Source organism: Delftia sp. PE138 (genome assembly GCF_018320755.1).
Taxonomy (GTDB): Bacteria; Pseudomonadota; Gammaproteobacteria; order Burkholderiales; family Burkholderiaceae_C; genus Comamonas; species Comamonas tsuruhatensis.
On sequence record NZ_JABEPN010000014.1, the window covers coordinates 70,894 to 92,464 of the forward strand.

General features: G+C 65.7%; 18 protein-coding genes. 10 read left to right on the forward strand and 8 right to left on the reverse strand.

Going from position 1 to position 21,571, the window contains the following annotated elements; translation table 11 throughout:
- The first annotated feature begins 83 nt into the window (after positions 1-83).
- Both HFGMBDPB_RS28510 and HFGMBDPB_RS28515 read left to right on the forward strand, forming a co-directional pair.
- Entirely contained in the window at positions 84-575 is a 492-nt protein-coding gene (locus HFGMBDPB_RS28510; protein ID WP_016447100.1) for an EVE domain-containing protein, read from the forward strand.
- Between the two features lie 180 nt (positions 576-755).
- A complete protein-coding gene (locus HFGMBDPB_RS28515; protein ID WP_212646735.1) occupies positions 756-1,781 on the forward strand; it encodes an FUSC family protein in 1,026 nt (341 codons plus the stop codon).
- Here the strand turns inward: HFGMBDPB_RS28515 and HFGMBDPB_RS28520 are convergent, their stop codons facing one another.
- On the reverse strand, positions 1,782-3,020 hold the full coding sequence (locus HFGMBDPB_RS28520; protein WP_016447102.1) for an MFS transporter: 1,239 nt from the start codon (positions 3,018-3,020) through the stop codon (positions 1,782-1,784).
- A gap of 343 nt (positions 3,021-3,363) precedes the next feature.
- Positions 3,364-3,981, reverse strand: a complete 618-nt coding sequence (locus HFGMBDPB_RS28525) for a LysE family translocator (protein WP_212646736.1) — start codon at positions 3,979-3,981, stop codon at positions 3,364-3,366.
- Positions 3,982-4,044: 63 nt separating this feature from the next.
- On the opposite strand from HFGMBDPB_RS28525, the gene HFGMBDPB_RS28530 reads away from it, so the two are divergent.
- Positions 4,045-4,974, forward strand: a complete 930-nt coding sequence (locus tag HFGMBDPB_RS28530) for a LysR family transcriptional regulator (protein WP_016447104.1) — start codon at positions 4,045-4,047, stop codon at positions 4,972-4,974.
- A 91-nt stretch (positions 4,975-5,065) separates the two neighbouring features.
- On the opposite strand, the gene lpdA is transcribed toward HFGMBDPB_RS28530, so the two are convergent.
- The 3 genes from lpdA to aceE are packed head-to-tail and all read right to left on the reverse strand — an operon-like array spanning position 5,066 to position 11,357.
- On the reverse strand, positions 5,066-6,913 hold the full coding sequence (lpdA, locus tag HFGMBDPB_RS28535; RefSeq protein ID WP_046987331.1) for a dihydrolipoyl dehydrogenase: 1,848 nt from the start codon (positions 6,911-6,913) through the stop codon (positions 5,066-5,068).
- Positions 6,914-6,928: 15 nt separating this feature from the next.
- Positions 6,929-8,620 (reverse strand): dihydrolipoyllysine-residue acetyltransferase, encoded by a 1,692-nt coding sequence (gene aceF, locus HFGMBDPB_RS28540; protein WP_212646737.1) that lies wholly within the window; start codon positions 8,618-8,620, stop codon positions 6,929-6,931.
- Between the two features lie 19 nt (positions 8,621-8,639).
- A complete protein-coding gene (aceE, locus tag HFGMBDPB_RS28545) occupies positions 8,640-11,357 on the reverse strand; it encodes a pyruvate dehydrogenase (acetyl-transferring), homodimeric type (RefSeq protein ID WP_016447107.1) in 2,718 nt (905 codons plus the stop codon).
- Positions 11,358-11,677: 320 nt separating this feature from the next.
- Between aceE and HFGMBDPB_RS28550 the strand changes: the two genes are divergently transcribed.
- From HFGMBDPB_RS28550 to HFGMBDPB_RS28575, 6 genes are all read left to right on the forward strand, one after another.
- A complete protein-coding gene (locus HFGMBDPB_RS28550) occupies positions 11,678-14,251 on the forward strand; it encodes a PAS domain-containing sensor histidine kinase (protein WP_016447108.1) in 2,574 nt (857 codons plus the stop codon).
- Positions 14,248-14,898, forward strand: coding sequence for a response regulator transcription factor (locus HFGMBDPB_RS28555; protein WP_012205807.1), 651 nt, complete (start codon positions 14,248-14,250; stop codon positions 14,896-14,898). Before HFGMBDPB_RS28550 ends, HFGMBDPB_RS28555 begins: the two co-directional genes overlap by 4 nt.
- An 88-nt stretch (positions 14,899-14,986) precedes the next feature.
- Positions 14,987-15,841 (forward strand): bifunctional methylenetetrahydrofolate dehydrogenase/methenyltetrahydrofolate cyclohydrolase FolD, encoded by an 855-nt coding sequence (gene folD, locus HFGMBDPB_RS28560; protein WP_046239222.1) that lies wholly within the window; start codon positions 14,987-14,989, stop codon positions 15,839-15,841.
- A 75-nt stretch (positions 15,842-15,916) separates the two neighbouring features.
- Complete coding sequence (locus tag HFGMBDPB_RS28565) at positions 15,917-17,965, forward strand: M3 family metallopeptidase (RefSeq protein WP_212646738.1); 2,049 nt, start codon at positions 15,917-15,919, stop codon at positions 17,963-17,965.
- A 208-nt stretch (positions 17,966-18,173) separates the two neighbouring features.
- Complete coding sequence (locus tag HFGMBDPB_RS28570) at positions 18,174-18,863, forward strand: glutaredoxin family protein (RefSeq protein ID WP_209669053.1); 690 nt, start codon at positions 18,174-18,176, stop codon at positions 18,861-18,863.
- Between the two features lie 39 nt (positions 18,864-18,902).
- A complete protein-coding gene (locus HFGMBDPB_RS28575; RefSeq protein ID WP_223275203.1) occupies positions 18,903-19,277 on the forward strand; it encodes a hypothetical protein in 375 nt (124 codons plus the stop codon).
- A gap of 30 nt (positions 19,278-19,307) precedes the next feature.
- On the opposite strand, the gene rpiA is transcribed toward HFGMBDPB_RS28575, so the two are convergent.
- Entirely contained in the window at positions 19,308-20,000 is a 693-nt protein-coding gene (gene rpiA / locus HFGMBDPB_RS28580; RefSeq protein WP_212646739.1) for a ribose-5-phosphate isomerase RpiA, read from the reverse strand.
- Between the two features lie 34 nt (positions 20,001-20,034).
- On the opposite strand from rpiA, the gene HFGMBDPB_RS28585 reads away from it, so the two are divergent.
- Positions 20,035-21,081, forward strand: a complete 1,047-nt coding sequence (locus HFGMBDPB_RS28585) for a quinone-dependent dihydroorotate dehydrogenase (RefSeq protein WP_212646740.1) — start codon at positions 20,035-20,037, stop codon at positions 21,079-21,081.
- 78 nt (positions 21,082-21,159) lie between these two features.
- On the opposite strand, the gene HFGMBDPB_RS30105 is transcribed toward HFGMBDPB_RS28585, so the two are convergent.
- Positions 21,160-21,246: an IS3 family transposase gene (locus HFGMBDPB_RS30105; RefSeq protein WP_502757485.1), complete on the reverse strand. Its 87-nt coding sequence runs from the start codon at positions 21,244-21,246 to the stop codon at positions 21,160-21,162.
- Positions 21,207-21,571, reverse strand: a 365-nt coding sequence (locus HFGMBDPB_RS28590) for a DDE-type integrase/transposase/recombinase (RefSeq protein WP_502757484.1), incomplete at its 5' end; no start/stop codon positions are given. The genes HFGMBDPB_RS30105 and HFGMBDPB_RS28590, both read right to left, overlap by 40 nt.

Below are 21,571 nucleotides of genomic sequence, written 5' to 3' on the forward strand. Positions count from 1 at the left end.
GGCCATTGTCCAGCCCCTGACACACTCCTGCCGCCGCGCGCAGAACGCCGCCACGGCGTCCGGGGATTTGCCACAATCGTTGCATGACTGCAGCCCCCACACCCTCCGCCCGCCAGTTCTGGCTCATGAAGAACGAGCCCGACGAATACTCCATAGACCATGCGCTGGCCGCGCCGCAGGCCACCATTGCCTGGGACGGGGTGCGCAACTACCAGGCGCGCAACTTCATGCGTGATGCCATGCAGGTCGGCGACGGGGTGCTGTACTGGCATTCCAGCTGCGCCGAGCCCGGCATCTACGGCATCGCCCGCATTGCCGGCAATCTGCGCACCGACGCCTCGCAGTTCGACCCGGCCAGCCCGTACTACGACCCCAAGTCTTCTCCCGACAAGCCGCGCTGGCTCACGCTGGACGTGCAGGCGCTGCGCAAGACACGCACGCTGCAGATTGCCGAGCTGCGCGCGCATCCTGAACTGGCGCAGATGCGTGTGCTGCAAAAGGGCAATCGGCTGTCGATCACGCCGGTCACGCCCGAAGAATGGAGCTTCATCGAAGGCCTGCTCAGGCACGGCTGAACACGCCTCGCACGGGCTGCTTTCTTACAAGCAAGAAGCCTCTTTCCTGCACTCCTGCCCTGCATCGGCCGCTATGCTTTTGGGCATTTGCGAACCTGGATTTCGCAAGCTGGAGGGACCATCTTCGTGCGCTGGCGAAAATCAAAAGCAAAAACAACCACTGGACCACTCAAGAGCGGCATGGCCGCGGCGCCAGGCCGCCTGCGGCTGGCGCTGCGCGATGCCATCGCCGCCTCGCTGGGCGCCATGCTGGCCTGGGAACTGTCCCACTACCTGCTGGGCCACCCCAGACCCGTCTTTGCCGCCGTCACCGCCCTGGTCTGCCTGGCGCCCGGCCTGCCCAGCCATCTCAAGCAAACCTGGGGCCTGGTGCTGGGCTGCGCCATCGGCATCATCGTCGGCGAACTGGCCTGGCTGCTGCCCGACACCATTCCCCTGCTGCGGCTGAGCCTGGCCTCGCTGGTCGCGCTGTCGCTGGCCGCCATGCTGGGGCAGCCGCCTGTGGTTCCGATACAGGCCGGCGTTTCCGTGGTGCTGGTCCTCAGCATGGGGCCCAGCGCGGCGGGCGAAACCCGGCTGGTCGACGTGCTGGTCGGCGCAGGCGTGGGCCTGATGTTCAGCCAGGTCATCTTCACGGCCAATCCGCTGCGTGCCGTATCACGTTCGGCAAGCGCGTTGCTGGGCCAGCTGGCCGACGGGCTGGACGCCACGCTGCGTGCCACCGCCACCCACGACACACCCGACGCCACCGTGGCACTGGGCCAGCTCACGCGCAGCAGCGATGCGCTGAGCGCGCTGCGCACCGCCATGGCGGAGGCGCAAAGCGCCAGCCGCTGGTCCGTGCGCGGACGCCTGGGTGGCGCGGCACTGCAGACCGTCACGGCGCGCTACGACCGCCATGCCGTGCGCCTGTACGCCAGCGCGCTGCTGCTGGGCGAAAGCCTGGTGCGCGGAATGTCGCATGACAGCGGCCTCATGCCGCGCGCCATCGTCCTGCACTGTGAATGGCTGATCGAAGCCTGCCGGCAACTGGCCGCCAATGGCAACGCGGTGGCCCTGCAGCCCGACGACGCCCTGGCCAGGTTGGCCGCCTCGGCCCCCCAGGCGCCCACCCAACCGCTGCCTGAGGCCTGGCTGCCCGCGCTGGACCACGCACGACAGATGGAAGAGGCCCTGAAGGCGCTCACAGGTTCGCGCGACGCGTGATCAGGCGGCAGCGCGTTCGCGCTGCCTTGCAGGCGCCGCGCTGATGCGGGCAATGGCGCCGGCCAGCCACCAGCCGATGGCGCACATGGCCGCCGTCACCACCCAGGTCCACTGCCATCCGCCCGCCTGCACTGCCACGGCCGCCACCAGAGGCGGCCCTGCAAACTGGCCCACGCTGGACCATTGCTGCATGAAGCCCACCGTGGTCGAAACAGTGGACTCATCGGGGGCAAGCCGCACGGCCATGGAAAACAGCGTGCCCGGAATCAGTCCCCCCGCTGCCGAGAACACAACTACCGCAGCAAAGCGCAGCCACAAAGGTGCCAACGGCTGGCCTTGCCATTGCACATAGGCCAGCAGCGCGCACAAAGCCATGCAGCCGAAGCCCAGGCGCAGCGCCCGCGATGCGCTCCAGCCGCCTTGCAGCAGACGGCCCGATGCCACATTGCCCACCATGTTGGCCAGCGCCACCACGGCCGTCAGCGTGCCCGACAACGCCGCTCCCAGGCCCGCCTCGGCATAGACCGTGGGAAGAAAGCCGATGACGGCCATCCACTGTCCCGAATACACGGCAAAGCCCAGCGCCACGCACCAGGGGCCAGGGCTGCGCAAAGTCAGCGCCAGGCGCGGACGCCACCCCCCGCCAGCCGCCGACGTGCCAACGGGTGCCTTCGGGCCGTCTGCCGGCACGCCGTACCACACGGCGGCGCAAGCCAGGGCAGAGACCAGCCCCAGAAGCAGCCACCACAGCGGCCAGGAAGCCCAGGCCATCACCCAGGGACCCAGCAGCAAGCCGATGGCACTGCCCAGCGGCATGTAGGTGCCCCACCAGCCCATGCGCGCGCTCAGATCGTGCGGCGCCACGCAGCGGCGAATCAGCCCTGGCCCCGGCATGGCGACCAGCAGAAAGCCCAGTCCTTCCACGGCGCGCAGGGCCAGCAACGGTGCAAAACCCGTGGCGATGGCGCCCAGGGCGCTGGCACCCGCCATCAACAGCAGGCCCGCCAGCATGCTGCGCCGCAGTCCCCAGCGATCAGCCCCCAGGCCCACCACCAAGCCCAGCAGCATGCCGGCCACCTGCACGGTGGAAAGCAGAAAGCCGGCCTGCAGCAGGGACACGCCCAGCTGCTGCTGCAGCACCGGCACGGCCGGCGGCAGCTTGCCTACATGCAGGGCCGCGCTGACGCCGGCCATCACGACGATCCATGAGGGATGCACCCCCTGCCTTGTTGTTTCCATTGGATGCGGTTTCCTGGGGGCACATGCCGTGCGCCCTGTGGGTGATGTGTGAAGTATCGAAAGCATAGGCCAAGCGGCGCCCGCAAGCAGCGCCCCTGGCATCTGCCCACCAACCGGCTTGCGGCAGCGGGCATCGGCAGCGCATTCGACATAGCCCGTGGCACTGGAACGCCCAGGTGAGGCGCTCCAGCTGCGCGGCCAGGCATTTCCGCTGCCCCAAAAACAGCTTGGCCTGCGAGGCACCCCATGGCACCTCGCAGGCCTTGCATGCCGGGCAGCGGCCGCATGCGCTGCGGCCTTTTGCCCGTCCTCCCCCACCGATTCCTGTCAGGCCTTCATGGCATCACAGCCTCAGCTTGGCACTGGCCAGCAACACACCGAAGCCCACCAACATGCCGCCAAAGGCCCGGTCTATCCAGTGCCGTAAGGCCAGCAGCCGGGCACGAACCCGCTGCGCGGAAAAGCACAGCGCCACGATGCAAAACCAACCCACATGGGCCAGCGAGATGAACCCGCCGTACGCCAGTTGCGTGGCCAGAGATGTGTCCTGCCCCACGATCTGCAGGAACAGGCTCACCACAAACACCGTGGTCTTGGGATTGAGCGCATTCGTCAGAAAGCCCGTGCGCAGCGCCGCCATGTCGGACAGTACGGCAGCCGGCTGGCTGGCCATTTCTCCGTCCGGCCGGCTGCGCAGCATGGTCACGCCCAGATAGATCAGATAGGCTGCACCCAGCAGCTTGACCACATCGAACAGCCAGGTGGCCTGCTGCATCAGCAACCCCACACCAAGCAAGGTATAGCTGACATGGACCAGCACGCCCAGGCCTATGCCCAGCGCCGTGAGCATGCCCGCGCGGCGCGAGCGCAGCAGGCTGTTGCGCGTGACCATGGCGAAATCCGCCCCGGGGCTGATCACGGCCAGCAAGGTAATGGTGACTACAGCTATCCATTCGGTCATGCATTCTCCGTTCGACTCAGTGCAACGCGGGATAGTATTGGCCTTCCATGAAAATACATAACGATGTTTTCTGACACAGTTAGTGAACTCAATTCACAGACTCCCAGCAAGCGGCTGCCGTCGTTGCAGGCCCTGCGCTGCTTCGAAGCAGCCGCCCGACGGGAGAACTTCAGCAAGGCGGCTGAAGAGTTGCATCTGACCCACGGCGCCATCAGCCGGGCCGTGCGCCTGCTGGAAGACGATCTGGGCGTGACCCTGTTTGACCGCCGCAGCCGCCGCGTCTTCCTGACCGACGCTGGGCGCCATCTCGCACAGGCCGTGCATGAAGGCCTGGAGCGCATGCGCCAGGCGACGCAGGAGTTGCGCGCACGCGCGCGGCATGCGCGCCGCTGGGTGCTGTCCTGCGAACCCACCTTGCTGATGCGCTGGCTGATTCCACGCTGGCCACAGTTCCAGCAAATGCATCCCGAGCTGCAACTGCACCTGGTGGCCGGCGGCGGCCCGTTCTCGTTTGCGGACGGGATCGACCTGGCCATACGGCGCGACGATTTCGCCCTGCCCGCAGGCTGCCATGCCGAAACGCTGTTCGCAGAGCGCATAGGCCCGGTCTGCCGGCCAGATCGCCTGGCGCAATGGTGCGACCGCCCCGCGCAAGAGCACACGCCCAGGCTGCGCGCCGATGCGCCCTTGCTGCAAAGCCGCACGCGCCCTGGCGCCTGGGCCACCTGGGCCGAGTGCAGCGGCCAGCCCCAGCCCTCGGGACCGCAGCTGCAGTTCGAACATTTCTATTTCACGCTCCAGGCTGCCGTGGCCGGAATGGGCGTGGCCATAGGCCCCTGGCAACTGGTGCGCGACGACATTGCCAGCGGCGTGCTGGCGGCGCCCATGGGCTTTGTGGAGGATGGATCGCGCTATTGCCTGCTGTCCCCTGCCCCGCCTGCACCGAATGGCGTGCACGCGCAGTTACTGCAGTGGCTGCGCTCCCAGGCCTGAGCCGGCCTGCGACCCGTACTACCCCCCAAAGCACAAAGGCAGCCGAAGCTGCCTTTGTGTCCTTGCCCGTTCCGAAGGCCGGGCGTTGCGCTTACTTGCGCTGCGGCGGCAGGTCCGTGCAGGAGCCGTGCGCCACCTCGGCCGCCATGCCCAGGCTCTCGCCCAGCGTGGGGTGAGGATGGATGGTCTTGCCGATGTCCACGGCGTCGGCACCCATTTCAATGGCCAGCGCGATCTCGCCGATCATGTCGCCCGCATGCGTGCCGACGATGCCACCGCCCAGGATGCGGCCATGGCCATGCGCCTCGGGGCTGTCGTCGAACAGCAGCTTGGTGACGCCTTCGTCGCGGCCATTGGCAATGGCGCGGCCCGATGCCGTCCAGGGGAAGACCCCCTTCTTGACCTTGATGCCCTGGGCCTTGGCCTGGTCCTCGGTCAGGCCCACCCACGCCACTTCCGGGTCGGTGTAGGCCACGCTGGGGATCACGCGGGCATTGAAGGCGCTGGCGGCCAGCTCCTTGTTGCCCTGCAGTTCACCGGCGATGACTTCGGCGGCCACATGGGCCTCGTGCACGGCCTTGTGCGCCAGCATGGGCTGGCCCACCACGTCGCCGATGGCGAAGATGTGGGGCACGTTGGTGCGCATCTGGATGTCGACTTCGATGAAACCGCGGTCCGTGACGGCCACGCCGGCCTTCTCGGCGGCGATCTTCTTGCCGTTGGGCGTGCGGCCCACGGCCTGCAGCACCAGGTCGTAGACCTGAGGCTCGGGCACGGTGATGCCGTCCTTGGCGGGCGCGAAGCTGACCTTGATGCCTTCGGGCGTGGCTTCGGCACCCACGGTCTTGGTGTTGACCATGATGTTGTCGAAGCGCGGCGCGTTCATCTTCTGCCAGACCTTGACCAGGTCGCGGTCGGCGCCCTGCATGAGGCCGTCCATCATCTCCACCACGTCCAGGCGTGCGCCCAGCGTGGAGTAGACGGTGCCCATTTCCAGGCCGATGATGCCGCCACCCAGGATCAGCATGCGTTTGGGCACGCTGGCCAGGTCCAGCGCGCCGGTGGAGTCCACCACGCGCGGGTCCTTGGGCATGAAGGGCAGGTGCACGGCCTGGCTGCCGGCGGCAATGATGGCGCGCTTGAACTGCACGATCTTCTTGCTGCCGGTCTTTTCCTGGCCATCGCCCGTGGTCTCTTCCACTTCCAGGTGGTTGGCGCCGACGAAATTGCCGTAGCCGCGCACCACGGTGACCTTGCGCATCTTGGCCATCTGGCCCAGGCCGCCGGTCAGCTTGCCGATGACCTTGTCCTTGTGGCCGCGCAGCTGGTCGATGTTGACCTCGGGCGCGCCGAACTTGACGCCTGCCACTTCCAGATGCTTGACCTCGTCCACGACGGCCGCCACGTGCAGCAGCGCCTTCGAGGGAATGCAGCCCACGTTCAGGCAGACGCCGCCGAGGGTCTTGTAGCGCTCGACGATGACCACGTTCAGGCCCAGGTCGGCTGCGCGGAAGGCGGCAGAGTAGCCGCCAGGGCCACCGCCGAGCACGACCACGTCGCAGTCATAGTCGGCCGCGCCACCAGCGTAGCTTGCTGCCGCAGGAGCGGGGACCGGGGCCGCTGGAGCCGGCACGGCAGGTGCCGCGGCGCTGGCGGCTGCAGGAGCCGCAGCGGCAGCCTGGGGCGCAGTGGCCGCCTCGCCGGCAGCCTCCAGCGTCAGGACCACGGAGCCCTCGGCGACCTTGTCGCCGATCTTGACCTTGAGTTCCTTGACCACGCCGGCATGGCTGGAGGGGATCTCCATGGAGGCCTTGTCGGACTCCACGGTGATCAGGGACTGGTCCTTGGCCACGGTGTCACCGGGCTGGACCAGCAGTTCGATCACGCCCACTTCGGCGAAGTCGCCGATGTCGGGCACCTTGATGTCGATGATTGCCATGTGTCGGGCCTCCGTTTACAGCAGGATGCGGCGGTAGTCCGCCAGCACCTGACCCAGGTAGGCGTTGAAGCGCGCGGCCGAGGCACCGTCGATGACGCGATGGTCATAGGACAGCGACAGCGGCAGCGTCAGGCGCGGCACGAACTGCTTGCCGTCCCACACGGGCTTCATCTGGCCCTTGGACAGGCCGAGGATGGCCACTTCCGGGGCGTTGATGATGGGGGTGAAGTTCGTGCCGCCGATGCCGCCCAGCGACGAGATCGAGAAGCAGCCGCCCTGCATGTCGGCAGCGCCAAGCTTGCCATCGCGGGCCTTCTTGGCCAGCTCGCCCATTTCCTGGCTGATCTGCAGGATGCCCTTCTTGTCGGCATCGCGCAGCACGGGCACCACCAGGCCATTGGGCGTGTCTGCCGCGAAGCCGATGTGGAAGTACTGCTTGTAGACAAGGGTGTCGCCGTCCAGCGAGGCGTTGAACTCCGGGAACTTCTTGAGCGCCGCGACCACCGCCTTGATCACGAAGGCCAGCATGGTCACCTTGACGCCGCTCTTCTCGTTCTCCTTGTTGGTGGAGACGCGGAAAGCTTCCAGGTCGGTGATGTCGGCCTCGTCGTTGTTGGTGACGTGGGGGATCATGACCCAGTTGCGCGACAGGTTGGCGCCGCTGATCTTCTTGATGCGCGACAGGTCCTTGCGCTCGACCGGGCCGAACTTGGCGAAGTCCACCTTGGGCCAGGGCAGCAGGTCCAGGCCGGCGCCGCCGCCGGAGCCGCCCTTGGGAGCCGCCGCAGCCTGGGCCTTGGTCTGCACGGCACCGGCCATGACGGACTTGGTGAAAGCCTGGATGTCGTCGGCCGTGATGCGGCCCTTGTTGCCCGAGCCCTTGACCTCGTCCAGCGGCACACCCAGTTCGCGGGCGAACTTGCGTACCGAGGGCGATGCATGGGGCAGCTTGCCCGTGGGCGCCACGGTGGGGTTGTGTGCAGGTGCAGCGGCAGGAGCCGATGCTGCAGCGGCAGCCACCGGAGCTGCAGCGGCCGGGGCAGCAGTTGCCGGTGCAGAGGCTGCAGCAGCAGGTGCCGGGGCCGCAGCCTGGGCTGCAGGCGCGGCAGCGCCCTGCACGCTCATCTGGCCGACCACGTCGCCCACATTGACCGTGTCGCCGATCTTGAGCGTCAGCGCCGTGATGGTGCCCGCTGCGGGCGAGGGGATTTCCATCGAGGCCTTGTCGGATTCGACGGTGAACAGCGATTGCTCTGCCGTCACGGTGTCGCCGACCTTGACCAGCATCTCGATCACGGCCACGTCCTTGAAGTCGCCGATGTCGGGAATCTTGATGTCGATCTGCGTGGCGGCGCCCGAGGCCGCAGGTGCGGCAGCGGGAGCAGGGGCCGGCGCAGGCGCAGCAGATGCAGGTGCAGCCGCGGGAGTCGGGGCAGCAGCTGCGGGTGCCGGTGCCGGTGCCGCAGCGTCTGCGGTCTCGATCACGGCAATGATGCTGCCTTGCTTGACCTTGTCGCCCAGGTTCACGCGCAGCTCCTTGAGCACGCCGGCGTGGCTGGACGGAATCTCCATCGATGCCTTGTCGGACTCAACGGTGATCAGCGATTGCTCGGCCTTGATCTGGTCGCCGGCCTTGACCAGCACTTCGATCACACCGACTTCATCGAAATCGCCGATGTCCGGAACTTGAATGTCTACCAATGCCATAGGTGTCTCCCGTTCTTACTCAGGCGTGCAGCGGGTTGATCTTGTCGGCCTTGATGCCGTACTTGGCGATCGCCTCGGCCACGGTGGTGGCGTTGATCTTGCCTTCTTCGGCCAGCGCGCGCAGTGCGGCGACCACGATGTAGTGGCGGTCCACCTCGAAGTGCTCGCGCAGCTTGCGGCGGAAGTCCGAACGGCCGAAGCCGTCGGTGCCCAGCACCTTGTAGGTGCGGCCCTTGGGCATGTAGGGGCGGATCTGCTCGGCGTAGGCCTTCATGTAGTCGGTGGATGCGATCACCGGGCCATTGTGCGACTGCAGCTGCTGCGTGACGAAGGGCACCTTCTGCGTTTCCAGCGGATGCAGCAGGTTCCAGCGGTCGGCTTCCTGGCCGTCGCGGGTCAGTTCGTTGAAGCTGGGGCAGCTCCACACGTCGGCGGCAATGCCCCAGTCGGCCAGCAGCAGTTCCTGGGCGAAGAAGGATTCGCGCAGGATGGTGCCCGATCCCAGCAGCTGCACGCGCAGGCCGCTTTCCGGCACCTTCTGGCCGGGCTTGCACAGGTACATGCCCTTGATGATCTGCTGCTCGGTGCCGGGCGTGAGGCCGGGCATGGCGTAGTTCTCGTTGAGCAGCGTGATGTAGTAGAAGACGTTTTCCTGCTCCTGCACCATGCGGCGCAGGCCGTCCTGCATGATCACGGCGACTTCGTGGGCGAAGGTCGGGTCGTAGCTCACGCAGTTGGGAATGGTGTTGGCCAGGATGTGGCTGTGGCCGTCTTCGTGCTGCAGTCCTTCGCCGTTCAGCGTGGTGCGGCCCGAGGTGCCGCCCAGCAGGAAACCGCGCGCCTGCATGTCGCCGGCCGCCCAGGCCAGGTCACCAATGCGCTGGAAGCCGAACATCGAGTAGTACACGTAGAACGGGATCATGATCCGGTTGCTCGTGCTGTAGCTCGTGGCTGCCGCGATCCAGCTGCTCATGCCGCCGGCTTCGTTGATGCCTTCCTGCAGGATCTGGCCGGCCTTGTCCTCGCGGTAGTACATCACCTGGTCCTTGTCGACCGGGGTGTACTGCTGGCCAGCGGGGTTGTAGATGCCGATCTGGCGGAACAGGCCTTCCATGCCGAAGGTACGTGCCTCGTCCACCAGGATGGGCACGACACGCGGGCCGATTTCCTTGTCGCGCAGCAGCTGCGTCAGGAAACGCACATAGGCCTGCGTGGTCGAGATCTCACGGCCTTCGGGCGTGGCTTCGAGGATGGCCTTGAAGGTGTCCAGCGCAGGCGCCGTGAACTGCTCGCTGGCCTTGACGCGGCGGTGCGGCAGGTAGCCGCCCAGGGCCTTGCGGCGCTCGTGCAGGTAGCGCATTTCCGGCGTGTCGTCGGCCGGCTTGTAGAAAGGCAGGTCGGCGATCTGGCTGTCGGGAATCGGGATGTTGAAGCGGTCGCGGAAGGCCTTGATGTCCTCGTCGCCCAGCTTCTTGGTCTGGTGAACGGTGTTCTTGCCTTCACCGATCTTGCCCATGCCGAAGCCCTTGACGGTCTTGACCAGCAGCACGGTGGGCTGGCCCTTGTGCGAGTTGGCCGCATGGAAGGCCGCATAGACCTTCTGCGAATCGTGGCCGCCGCGGCGCAGGTTCCAGATCTCGTCGTCGCTCATGTGCTCGACCATCTTCAGCGCGCGCGGATCGCGGCCGAAGAAGTTCTTGCGCACGTAGGCGCCGTCATTGGCCTTGAACGACTGGTAGTCGCCGTCGTTGCACTCGGCCATGATCTTCTTGAGCACGCCGTCCTTGTCCTTGGCCAGCAGCTCGTCCCAGCCCTTGCCCCACAGCAGCTTGATGACGTTCCAGCCAGAGCCGCGGAACTCGCCCTCGAGTTCCTGGATGATCTTGCCGTTGCCGCGCACCGGACCGTCCAGGCGCTGCAGGTTGCAGTTGATCACGAAGATCAGGTTGTCCAGCTTTTCGCGGGCGGCCAGGGAGATTGCGCCCAGCGACTCGACCTCGTCCATTTCCCCGTCGCCGCAGAAGACCCAGACCTTGCGGTTTTCGGTGTCGGCAATGCCGCGGGCGTGCAGGTACTTGAGGAAGCGCGCCTGGTAGATGGCCATCAGCGGGCCCAGGCCCATGGACACCGTGGGGAACTGCCAGAACTCGGGCATCAGCTTGGGGTGCGGGTAGCTGGACAGGCCCTTGCCGTCCACTTCCTGGCGGAAGTTCAGCAGCTGCTCTTCGGAGATGCGGCCTTCCAGATAGGCGCGGGCATAGATGCCGGGCGAGACGTGGCCCTGGATGTACAGGCAATCGCCACCGTGGTTTTCGTTTTCGGCGTGCCAGAAATGGTTGAAGCCGGCCGCAAACATGTTGGCCAGCGAAGCGAAGGAGCCGATGTGGCCACCCAGGTCACCGCCTTCGGGTGGGTGCAGGCGGTTGGCCTTGACCACCATGGCCATGGCGTTCCAGCGCATGTAGGCGCGCAGGCGGCCTTCGATTTCCAGGTTGCCGGGACAGCGCGCTTCCTGCGAGGCCTCGATGGTGTTCACGTAGCCGGTGTTGGCCGAGAAGGGCATGTCCACGCTGTTCTGGCGTGCATGTTCGAGCAGGTCCTCGATCAGCTTGTGCGCATATTCGGCGCCTTCACGATCGATGACGGCCGACAGTGCGTCCATCCATTCGCGCGATTCTTGTTGGTCCAGGCCGGCGGGAACGCCTGCATTGCCTTGCGGGTCAGTCTGAGCTGTCATGGGAATGTCTCCTTGCAGAAGGTAGCGTCTTGGGGTCGAACCAGTGAGCGGCGCAGCGCGCCATCGCAGGCGGGTAGTTCACCACGCCTTGCGCGGCACAGACCCTGTCTGGCGAACTTGAAGATACCGATTCACTGCCTCAATGCTCGGCGAGTGTCGCATACTTTTTTCGAATTTCAAATGGTGCTTTTTGATTTCATAATTTGAAATTTTGCTGCAAACGCACATACAGTGAAGACCCCAAAGAACGTCGCCGAAGCGCCTGCGTGGCGACTCCAATACTCCTTAAAAACAGTCAGACTCTCCCCTACACTGGGCGCATGCAATCCTCCCCTTCCGAGCACGGCACGCACAGCCCTGCCCCCATGGCAGGCGTGGCCGCGCCAGTGCGCTGGTGGCGCAGCTGGTGGCGCAGTCTTTCCCCCACGCGCCAGGACCGCTTTGCGGCACTCGCCCCGCTGGCCGCCGTACTGATGTTCATGGCCGCCATCGTCGCGTCGTTCTGGTATCTGCGCATGGAGGAGATCGACCGCGAGAAGGAAGCGTTGCACCGCGACGTGGAATATGCCCAGCAGCGCGTGCGCCTGCGCCTGCTGGAGCGCCAGGAGCAACTGATGCGCATGGCGCGCGACATCAGCAACCACGATCTGGCCGAGTCCGATTTCGCCAGCCGCGCGGAAGCGCTCATCAGCCAGTATCCCGAACTGCAGTCCATCACCTGGATCGACTCCCAACGCCGCATTCTGGCCAGCCAGTCCGCCCCCACCGTGAGCAGCGACCAGTTGCGTATCCCCCGCGAGGTACTGCGCGCCGGTGACGCCCTGGAGGCCTACCAGCTCGCGCGCGAGATGCAGCAGCCCATCTATGTGCAAGGCCTGGCCCACAAGGGCGAGGCCGCGCCGCTGCTGCAGCTGCATGTGCCGCTGGCGCAGGACGGCCGCTACATCGGCGAGCTGCTGGGCGAGTATTCCGTGGACAGCCTGCTGCGCTACGGCACGCCCACCGAAATCATGGCCCGCTATGCCATGACCATGCTCGACAGCCGGGGCCAGGTTCTGGCCGGCACACCGCTGACGCCGCGCAAGCAAAATGCCACCGACCTGCTGCGCTGGCGCACGGTGGCCAATGAGGACGAGGCTCCGGTCGCCCCCGTGGGCAACAGTCTGGTGCTGCGCGCACAGGCCTACCGCACCTCGCTGGGCGTGGTGGGCAGCGGCCTGTTCTGGCTGGTGGGCACGCTCAGCGCGATGACGGCATGGCTGCTGCTGGCCACCTGGCGCCACACGCGACGCCGCCAGCGCGCGCAGGAAGCCCTGGTTGCCGAAACCAATTTCCGCCGCGCCATGGAGAACTCGGTGCTCACCGGCATGCGCGCGCTGGACCTGCAAGGCCGCATCACCTACGTGAACGCCGCCTTCTGCCAGATGACGGGATGGAGCGAATCCGAACTCGTCGGCCAGATGCCGCCCTATTCCTACTGGCCCGACAACGACTACGACAACCTGCACTCCAAGCTGCGCGAGGAGCTGTCGGGCAAGACCATCGTCGGGGGCTTTCAGGTGCGCGTGCAGCGCAAGAACGGCACGCAGTTCGACGCGCGCCTGTATGTCTCGCCGCTGATCGACGCCCACGGCCAGCACACGGGCTGGATGTCGTCCATGACCGACATCACCGAGCCCAACCGCATCCGCGAGCAGTTGTCGGCCTCCTACGAGCGCTTCACCATCGTGCTGGAGGCGCTGGACGCCTCGGTGTCCGTCGCCCCGCTTGGCAGCGCCGAGCTGCTGTTCGCCAACAAGCTGTACCGGCAATGGTTCGGCTCGCAGACCGATGGCCATCTGCAGCTCGTCGCCCAGGCCGGCGTGCTGCCCGTGCGCTCTCAGCCGCAGGGCATGGACGATGAGGATGGCCTGATGGGCCTGCCCACCGACTCGCTGACCAGCGCACGCAGCGAGAACGCCGAGATCTATCTGCCCGAACTGGGCAAGTGGCTGGAAGTGCGCTCGCGCTACCTGAGCTGGGTGGACGGACGCCTGGCGCAGATGGTGATCGCCACCGACATCACGCCGCGCCGCCTGGCCGAGGAGCAGGCCGATCGACAGGCCGAGCACGCCCAGTCCGTCAGCCGCCTGATCACCATGGGCGAGATGGCCTCCAGCGTGGCCCACGAACTCAACCAGCCGCTGACCGCCATCAGCAACTACTGCAGCGGCATGCTCACGCGCCTCGAAAAAGGCACGCTGACCGAGGAGCAGATGAAGTTCGCGCTGGAGAAGACCGCCCACCAGGCGCAGCGCGCGGGCCAGATCATTTTGCGCATACGCTCCTTCGTCAAGCGCAGCGAACCCAACCGCACCCTGGCCCAGGTCACCGACATGGTCAGCGAGGCGGTGGAGCTGGCCGGCATCGAGCTGCGCCGCCGCAATGTACAGCTGACCTATCACGTGGCCGAGCGCATGCCGGCCATCATGGCCGACACCATCCTCATCGAGCAGGTGCTGGTCAACCTCATGAAGAACGGCGCCGAATCCATCGAGCAATCGGGCCGACCCAGCCACCAGCGCAACGTGGAACTGCGCGTGGTGCCGCGCACCATCGAGGACCAGCGCGTCATCGAATTCAACGTGCAGGACACCGGCAAGGGCTTGCCGCCCGAGGTGCTGGAGCGCCTCTTCGAGGCCTTCTTCACCACCAAGAGCGAAGGCATGGGTATGGGCCTGAATCTGTGCCGCAGCATTGTCGAGTCCCACCAGGGCCGTATGCGTGCCGAGAACCTCTACAATGGTTCCGAGGTTGTCGGCTGCCGATTTTCATTCTGGCTGCCGCTGGCCCCGCCGGGCGACGCGACAACGCCGGCAGCGACCATTGAACCCACAACAAGGACGATTGCATGAGCTTGATCCCCAAAAAAGGCACTGTGTACGTAGTTGATGACGACGAAGCGGTTCGTGATTCGCTGCAATGGTTGTTGGAGGGCAAGGACTATCGTGTGCGCTGCTTCGACTCGGCCGAGACCTTCCTCTCGCGCTACGACCCACGCGAAATCGCCTGCCTCATAGTCGACATCCGCATGGGCGGCATGACCGGCCTGGAACTGCAGGACCGACTGATCGAACGCAAGTCTCCCCTGCCCATCGTCTTCATCACCGGCCACGGCGACGTGCCCATGGCGGTGAACACCATGAAGAAGGGCGCACTGGACTTCATCCAGAAGCCGTTCAACGAGGAAGAACTGCTGAACCTGGTCGAGCGCATGCTGGACCATGCCCGCGAAGCCTTTGCCGGCCACCAGCAGGCCGCCAGCCGCGACGCCCTGCTGGCCAAGCTGACCAGCCGCGAAGCCCAGGTGCTCGAGCGCATCGTCGCCGGCCGCCTGAACAAGCAGATCGCCGACGATCTGGGCATCAGCATCAAGACCGTGGAGGCGCACCGCGCCAACATCATGGAAAAGCTCAACGCCAACACCGTGGCCGACCTGCTCAAGATCGCCCTGGGCCAGGGCCAGACCGCTGCGGCGGCCAAGGCGGCCGTCGCAGGATAAGCACCGACGCCTCCCCTGCTTTTTTCAAAGGGCTGCTAGCGCTTGACCAACAAGCCCTAGCAGCATTTTTATTTTGGTATCCACTGCAATGACAGCCCAACTCATCGACGGCAACGCCCTCTCCCGCCAACTGCGTGCCGAAGTCGCACAGCGCGCCACTGCCCTGAAGGCCCGAGGGACCACGCCCGGCCTGGCCGTGGTCCTGGTCGGCGACAACCCTGCCTCCCAGGTCTATGTGCGCAACAAGGTCAAGGCCTGCGAGGACGCAGGCTTTCATTCCGTGCTGGAGAAGTACGACGCCTCGATGACAGAAGCCGAACTGCTGGCCCGCGTCGAGGCGCTGAACAACGACCCCCGCATCCACGGCATCCTGGTCCAGCTGCCGCTGCCCGCCCATATCGACGACCACAAGGTCATCGAGACCATCTCGCCGCTCAAGGATGTGGATGGCTTTCACGTGGCCAGCGCCGGCGCGCTGATGGTGGGTGAAGTCGGCTTCAAGGCCTGCACGCCCTATGGCTGCATGAAGATGCTCGAATCCATCGGCATGAAGGACCTGCGCGGCAAGCACGCCGTGGTCATCGGCCGCTCCAACATCGTCGGCAAGCCCATGGCCATGATGCTGCTGGCCGCCAATGCCACCGTCACCATCTGCCACAGCGGCACGGCGGACCTGGCCGCCATGACGCGCCAGGCCGACATCGTGGTCGCCGCCGTGGGCAAGCGCAATGTGCTGACCGCAGACATGTGCAAGCCTGGCGCCGTGGTCATCGACGTGGGCATGAACCGCAACGACGAAGGCAAGCTCTGCGGCGACGTGGACTTTGACGGCGTCAAGGAAGTGGCCGGCTTCATCACCCCCGTGCCGGGCGGCGTCGGCCCCATGACGATTACCATGCTGCTGGTCAACACCATGGAGGCGGCCGAGCGCGCCGCCGGCTGACCAGGAGCTGACAAGCATCGGGCGGCTCCCCGGGGAGCCGCTTGATTTCAATGCACCCGACGGCATCTGACACGCATGAGCAATCCCCTCCTCGAATCCTCCGACCTGCCCCTGTTCGATCGCATCCGCCCCGCCGACGTCGGCCCGGCCATCGACCATCTTCTGACCGGGGCCTGCGAGGCCCTGGAGACCGTCACGGCACCTGACTTCCCCGCGCGCTGGGATTCGATCTCCGCCGTGCTCGATGTCGCCACCGAGAAGCTGGGGACCGCCTGGGGCGCCGTCAGCCACCTCAACAGCGTGGCCGATACACCCGAGCTGCGCGCTGCCTACAACGAATCCCTGCCCAAGGTCACCGAGTTCTGGACGCGCCTGGGCGCCGACGAGCGGCTGTACGCCAAGTACAAGGCCATCGACCCTGCCACGCTCAACGTGGAGCAGCGCGCCGCCTGGGACCATGCCATGCGCAATTTCGTGCTGTCTGGCGCGGAGCTGCAGGGTGAAGCCAAGCTGCGCTTTGCCAAGATTCAGGAACGCTCGGCCGAACTCACGCAGAAGTTCAGCGAGAACGCGCTGGATGCCACCGATGCCTTTGCCTACTACGCCACGGCCGATGAGTTGGACGGTGTGCCCCAGGACGTGTGCCAGGCAGCCCGTGCCGCCGCCGAAGCCGAAGGCAAGCAAGGCTTCAAGCTCACGTTGAAGATGCCCTGCTACCTGCCCTTGATGCAGTTCGCCACCAGCAGCGCGCTGCGCGAGAAGCTCTACCGCGCCTATGTGACACGCGCCTCCGACCAGGCAGAGGGCGATGCCCGCCGCTTCGACAACACGGCCAACATTTCCGAAATACTTGCCCTGCGCAAGGAAGAGGCGCAGCTGCTGGGCTACCGCAACTTCGGCGAGATCTCGCTGGTTCCCAAGATGGCGCATTCTCCGCAGCAGGTGATCGACTTCCTGCGTGACCTCGCGCACCGCGCCCGCCCCTATGCCGAAAAGGATGTCGCCGACCTGCGCAGCTTCGCACGCAAGGAACTGGGCCTGGCCGATCCCCAGCCCTGGGACTGGGCCTATATCTCCGAAAAGCTCAAGGAAGCGCGCTATGCCTTCAGCGAGCAAGAGGTCAAGCAATACTTCCCCGCCCCCAAGGTACTGGCCGGACTGTTCAAGATCGTGGAGACGCTGTTCGACGTGGCCATCCGCCGCGACGTAGCGCCGGTGTGGCATCCCGCTGTCGAGTTCTATCGCATCGAGCGCAGCACGCCGCAAGGCCCCCAACTGGTCGGCCAGTTCTACCTGGACCAGCCCGCACGTTCGGGCAAGCGCGGCGGCGCCTGGATGGACGATGTACGCACCCGCTGGCTGCGCCCCGACAGCCACAAGCTGCAGACGCCGGTCGCGCACCTGGTCTGCAACTTTGCCACCGGCGTTGACGGCAAGCCGGCCCTGCTCACGCACGATGACGTGATCACGCTGTTCCACGAGACAGGCCATGGCCTGCACCACATGCTGACCCAGGTCAACGAGCGCGATGTCTCGGGCATCGCGGGCGTGGAATGGGACGCGGTGGAACTGCCGAGCCAGTTCATGGAAAACTTCTGCTGGGAGTGGGAAGTGCTCAAGCACATGACCGCCCACGTGGACACGGGCGAGCCACTGCCGCGCGCACTGTACGACAAGATGATCGCGGCCAAGAACTTTCAGTCGGGCATGCAGACGCTGCGCCAGATCGAGTTCTCGCTGTTCGACATGCTGCTGCACACCGAGCACGATCCGAAGGCCGACATCATGCCGCTGCTGGCCCAGGTTCGCGCCGAAGTGGCCGTGCTGCCCTCGCCCGCCTACAGCCGCTCGGCCCATACCTTCAGCCACATCTTTGCAGGCGGCTACGCAGCGGGCTACTACAGCTACAAGTGGGCCGAAGTCCTCTCGGCGGATGCCTATGCGGCCTTCGAGGAAACCATGCTGGCCGATGGAACCCCCAACCCCGAGACAGGCCGCCGCTACCGCGAGGCCATTCTTGAAGCCGGCGGATCCCGCCCGGCGATGGAGTCGTTCAAGGCCTTCCGTGGCCGCGAACCCCAGCTGGACGCGCTATTGCGCCACCAGGGCATGGCCGAGGCCTGAGCCTGGCAACCCGGTCTGCAGCGCCCCGATGGGGCGCTTTTTCCTGGCCCGGCAACTCCACCGGATGCGCGCAGCCACATCCTGCGACTCCAGAAGATGGCCCAGGATGAATGGCACGCTATGCTTGCAGGCACTCCTGTGCGGGCATCCATCCGGCGAGTGGTCGCCGCCCCGGCACGAAACCCTTCTTCCGAAACCGAGATCGTCCATGCAGTCTTCTCCCAGCCTTGGCCACGGCGCCCTGCGCCACCTGATGCCATGCCTCGCCCTCGCCTGCCTTGCCGCCGCGCTGCCAGCCGCCGCACAGCAGGTCTACCGTATCGTCGGGCCGGATGGAAAAGTCACCTTCTCGGACCGCCCCGCCCAAAGCGCACAGCAGCAGGCAGCGCCCGCCGCCCAGGCAGTGGCGGGCGCCTCGGACAGCAACGCAGGCCTGCCCTATGCGCTGCGCCAGATTGCGAGCCGCTTTCCAGTGACGCTGTACTCCTCGTCCGATTGCACGCCCTGCGATAGCGCTCGTCAGTTGCTGCAGTCCCGGGGCATCCCCTATGCCGAGCGCCTGGTGCAGACCGAAGCGGACGCGGCAGCCCTGAACAAGCTCAGCGGGCAGACCGGACTGCCGTTTGCCACCATCGGCAAGCAGTTTCTGACCGGCTTCTCCTCCAGCGAATGGACGCAGTACCTGGATGCCGCAGGCTACCCCGCAAGCTCCCAGCTGCCAGCCCAGTACAAGCGGCCACCCGCGCAGCCCCTGACCACACCCAAGCCTGCCGCACCGGCCGCATCAGCGCCAGCCGCAGCACCCACCGCCGAGGAGCAGGCAAACAGGCGCGCCCCCATACCCGCCCCCGCGCCTGGTGCACGCACCAGCGACAACCCCGCAGGTCTGAGCTTCTAGGCAGACACTGCCGCCGTCAGGAGCCCGGCCGTGGATTCCATGCTGTCCGACGTGGCCTGGACCTTGGCCAGGCTGGGCATTCTTGTGGGCCTGCCTGCGCTCATCGGGTGGGTACTGGTGGCAAGGCCTTCGTGGCGAGAGCCGTTGCGGCTAACCTGCCTGGTGCTGGTGCCCTGCCTGATCACACTGTGGTTCATGCATGACGGAGGCCTGGGCAACGGTCTCAACCGCCTGGCCTACTACATGACGACGGCTGGCTTCTTTGCCATCTACGCCGGGCTGGCGGCCGTCACCTGGCTCATTCAGCGCATCAAAAAACAGCGCACGCAAGCTTCATTGCGCGCGCTGTGTCTCGGTGGCATGGCCCTGCTCGTCTGGACCGCAGGCGCTGCGGTGTTCGAGAGCATCGGCTAGCAGCCGAGAGGCCAGGACCGGCTTCCTGCCTCAGTAGTCGAGCGTCTGCACGCCTTCAGGCGTGCCCAGCAGGCAGACCGATGCCTTCTGGTGCGCAAAAACGCCCACGGTGACCACGCCGGGCCACTGGTTGACCTCGGACTCAAAGGCCAGCGGCTCAGCAATCTTCAGGCCGCGCACATCAAGAATGTGCTGGCCGTTGTCCGTCACCAAAGGAGCGCCGCCCTTCATGCGGATCTCGGCCCGGCCACCCCTGGCCTCGAAACGCCGGGCAATCTGGGCAGCAGCCATGGGAATCACCTCCACCGGCAGCGGAAAGTCTCCCAGCACCTCGACGCGCTTGGAGGCATCGGCGATGCAGACAAAGCGCTCGGCCAGCGCCGCAACGATTTTCTCGCGCGTCAGTGCCGCGCCCCCGCCCTTGACCATGTAGCCCCGACCGTCGATCTCGTCGGCGCCATCGATGTATACCGACAGGCGGTCCACCTCGTTGGCATCCAGCACCTTGATGCCCAGCGCCTTCAGGCGCTCGGTGCTGGCCACGGAGCTGGACACGGCCCCAGGAATCTGGTCCTTGATGGTGGCCAGCGCATCGATGAACTTGTTGACCGTCGAGCCCGTGCCGACGCCGATGATTTCGCCGGGCACTACGTAGGCCAGAGCGGCTTGCCCGACCAGGGCTTTGAGTTCATCTTGGGAAAAAGAGGCAGCAGATGTCGTCATGAGGGAAAATCCAGGTAATCCTTCGATTATCCCCATGTCTTTGATCCCCTACGCCCTGACCCGTCCCTTTCTCTTCGGCATGGACCCCGAATCCGCCCACGATCTCACGATGAACCTGATGGCAAAGGGGCAGAACACGCTCCTGCAGCAGGCCTGGGCCCAACCCATGGTGAGTGATCCCGTCGAGCTTGCCGGGCTCAGGTTCCCCAATCGCGTCGGCATGGCTGCAGGCCTGGACAAGAACGCACGCTGTATCGATGCACTGGCCGCCATGGGCTTCGGCTTCGTCGAGGTGGGCACCGTGACTCCGCGCGCGCAGCCCGGCAACCCCAAGCCGCGCATGTTCCGCATCCCCGAACGCAATGCACTGATCAACCGACTGGGCTTCAACAACGAAGGCCTCGATGCCTTCCTGAGCAACGTCAAGCGCTCACAGGCCCGCGCCATGGGCAAGCCCATGCTGCTGGGGCTGAACATCGGCAAGAACGCCAGCACGCCCATCGAAGAAGCCACCAGCGACTACCTCAAGGCGCTCGATGGCGTCTACCCGCATGCCGACTACGTGACGGTGAACATCAGCTCGCCCAACACCAAGAATCTGCGTGCCCTGCAAAGCGACGAAGCGCTGGATGCCTTGCTGGGAGCGATTGCCGAGCGGCGCGAGCGACTGGCCACGCAGCACGGCAAGCGGGCGCCGGTGTTCGTGAAGATCGCACCCGACCTGGATGAGGAGCAGGTCGGCGTCATCGCCACCACGCTGCAGCGCCACGGCATGGACGGCGTGATTGCCACCAACACCACGATCAGCCGGGATGCCGTCAAGGGCCTGCTCCACGCCGAAGAAACGGGCGGCCTTTCCGGCGCGCCGGTGCTGGAGGCCAGCAACCAGGTCATCCGCCAACTGCGCTCTGCGCTGGGAAGCCGCTACCCCATCATCGGCGTGGGAGGCATTCTCAGCGGCGAAGATGCGGTCAGCAAGATCCGGGCGGGCGCCGATGTGGTCCAGATCTACAGCGGCCTGATCTATCGGGGCCCCTGCCTGGTATTAGAGGCCGCACGGGCCATCGCGCAACTGCGTTGACTGCCGCGTTATCCGCGTGCTGACCAAAGAAAACGCCCGGCATGCTGAACTGACCCCAAGAAGTTGGACGGTTGGAAGCTAGCGGCTCAAGGCCTGAGTTCGGTACTGCACCGGGCTCAGGCCTTTTAGTTTGAGCTTGATGCGTTGGTGGTTGTAGTAATGAATGTAGCGGCGCAGGCCGCGCTGCAACTCTGAACGCTTGCGAACTTGTTCAGGTAGAAGAATTCCGATTTCAGCGTACCGAAGAAGCTTTCCATGGCCGCGTTGTCCAGGCAGTTGCCTTTGCGGGACATGCTTTGCGTCAAGCCGTGCTCGTGGAGCTGCTCTCGATAGTGGGACATTTGGTACTGCCACCCCTGGTCGGAGTGCAAGAGTGGCGCATCGCCGCGGGTCTTCAGCTTGCGCAACGCCTTCCTGAGCATGTTCCCTACGAGCGAGTACACAGGGCGCTCCTGCATCTCGTAGGCCACGATCTCCCCGTTGTAGAGGT

Coding starts and splice junctions, on each gene's coding strand:
- HFGMBDPB_RS28520 (WP_016447102.1), bottom strand. CDS start 3,020: ATGGAAACAACAAGGCAGGGGGTGCATCCCTCATGGATCGTCGTGATG.
- HFGMBDPB_RS28550 (WP_016447108.1), top strand. CDS start 11,678: ATGCAATCCTCCCCTTCCGAGCACGGCACGCACAGCCCTGCCCCCATG.
- HFGMBDPB_RS28530 (WP_016447104.1), top strand. CDS start 4,045: ATGTTTTCTGACACAGTTAGTGAACTCAATTCACAGACTCCCAGCAAG.
- HFGMBDPB_RS28575 (WP_223275203.1), top strand. CDS start 18,903: ATGCTGTCCGACGTGGCCTGGACCTTGGCCAGGCTGGGCATTCTTGTG.
- HFGMBDPB_RS28515 (WP_212646735.1), top strand. CDS start 756: ATGGCCGCGGCGCCAGGCCGCCTGCGGCTGGCGCTGCGCGATGCCATC.
- folD (WP_046239222.1), top strand. CDS start 14,987: ATGACAGCCCAACTCATCGACGGCAACGCCCTCTCCCGCCAACTGCGT.
- lpdA (WP_046987331.1), bottom strand. CDS start 6,913: ATGGCAATCATCGACATCAAGGTGCCCGACATCGGCGACTTCGCCGAA.
- HFGMBDPB_RS28585 (WP_212646740.1), top strand. CDS start 20,035: ATGTCTTTGATCCCCTACGCCCTGACCCGTCCCTTTCTCTTCGGCATG.
- HFGMBDPB_RS28510 (WP_016447100.1), top strand. CDS start 84: ATGACTGCAGCCCCCACACCCTCCGCCCGCCAGTTCTGGCTCATGAAG.
- HFGMBDPB_RS28565 (WP_212646738.1), top strand. CDS start 15,917: ATGAGCAATCCCCTCCTCGAATCCTCCGACCTGCCCCTGTTCGATCGC.
- HFGMBDPB_RS28525 (WP_212646736.1), bottom strand. CDS start 3,981: ATGACCGAATGGATAGCTGTAGTCACCATTACCTTGCTGGCCGTGATC.
- HFGMBDPB_RS28570 (WP_209669053.1), top strand. CDS start 18,174: ATGCAGTCTTCTCCCAGCCTTGGCCACGGCGCCCTGCGCCACCTGATG.
- rpiA (WP_212646739.1), bottom strand. CDS start 20,000: ATGACGACATCTGCTGCCTCTTTTTCCCAAGATGAACTCAAAGCCCTG.
- aceE (WP_016447107.1), bottom strand. CDS start 11,357: ATGACAGCTCAGACTGACCCGCAAGGCAATGCAGGCGTTCCCGCCGGC.
- aceF (WP_212646737.1), bottom strand. CDS start 8,620: ATGGCATTGGTAGACATTCAAGTTCCGGACATCGGCGATTTCGATGAA.
- HFGMBDPB_RS28555 (WP_012205807.1), top strand. CDS start 14,248: ATGAGCTTGATCCCCAAAAAAGGCACTGTGTACGTAGTTGATGACGAC.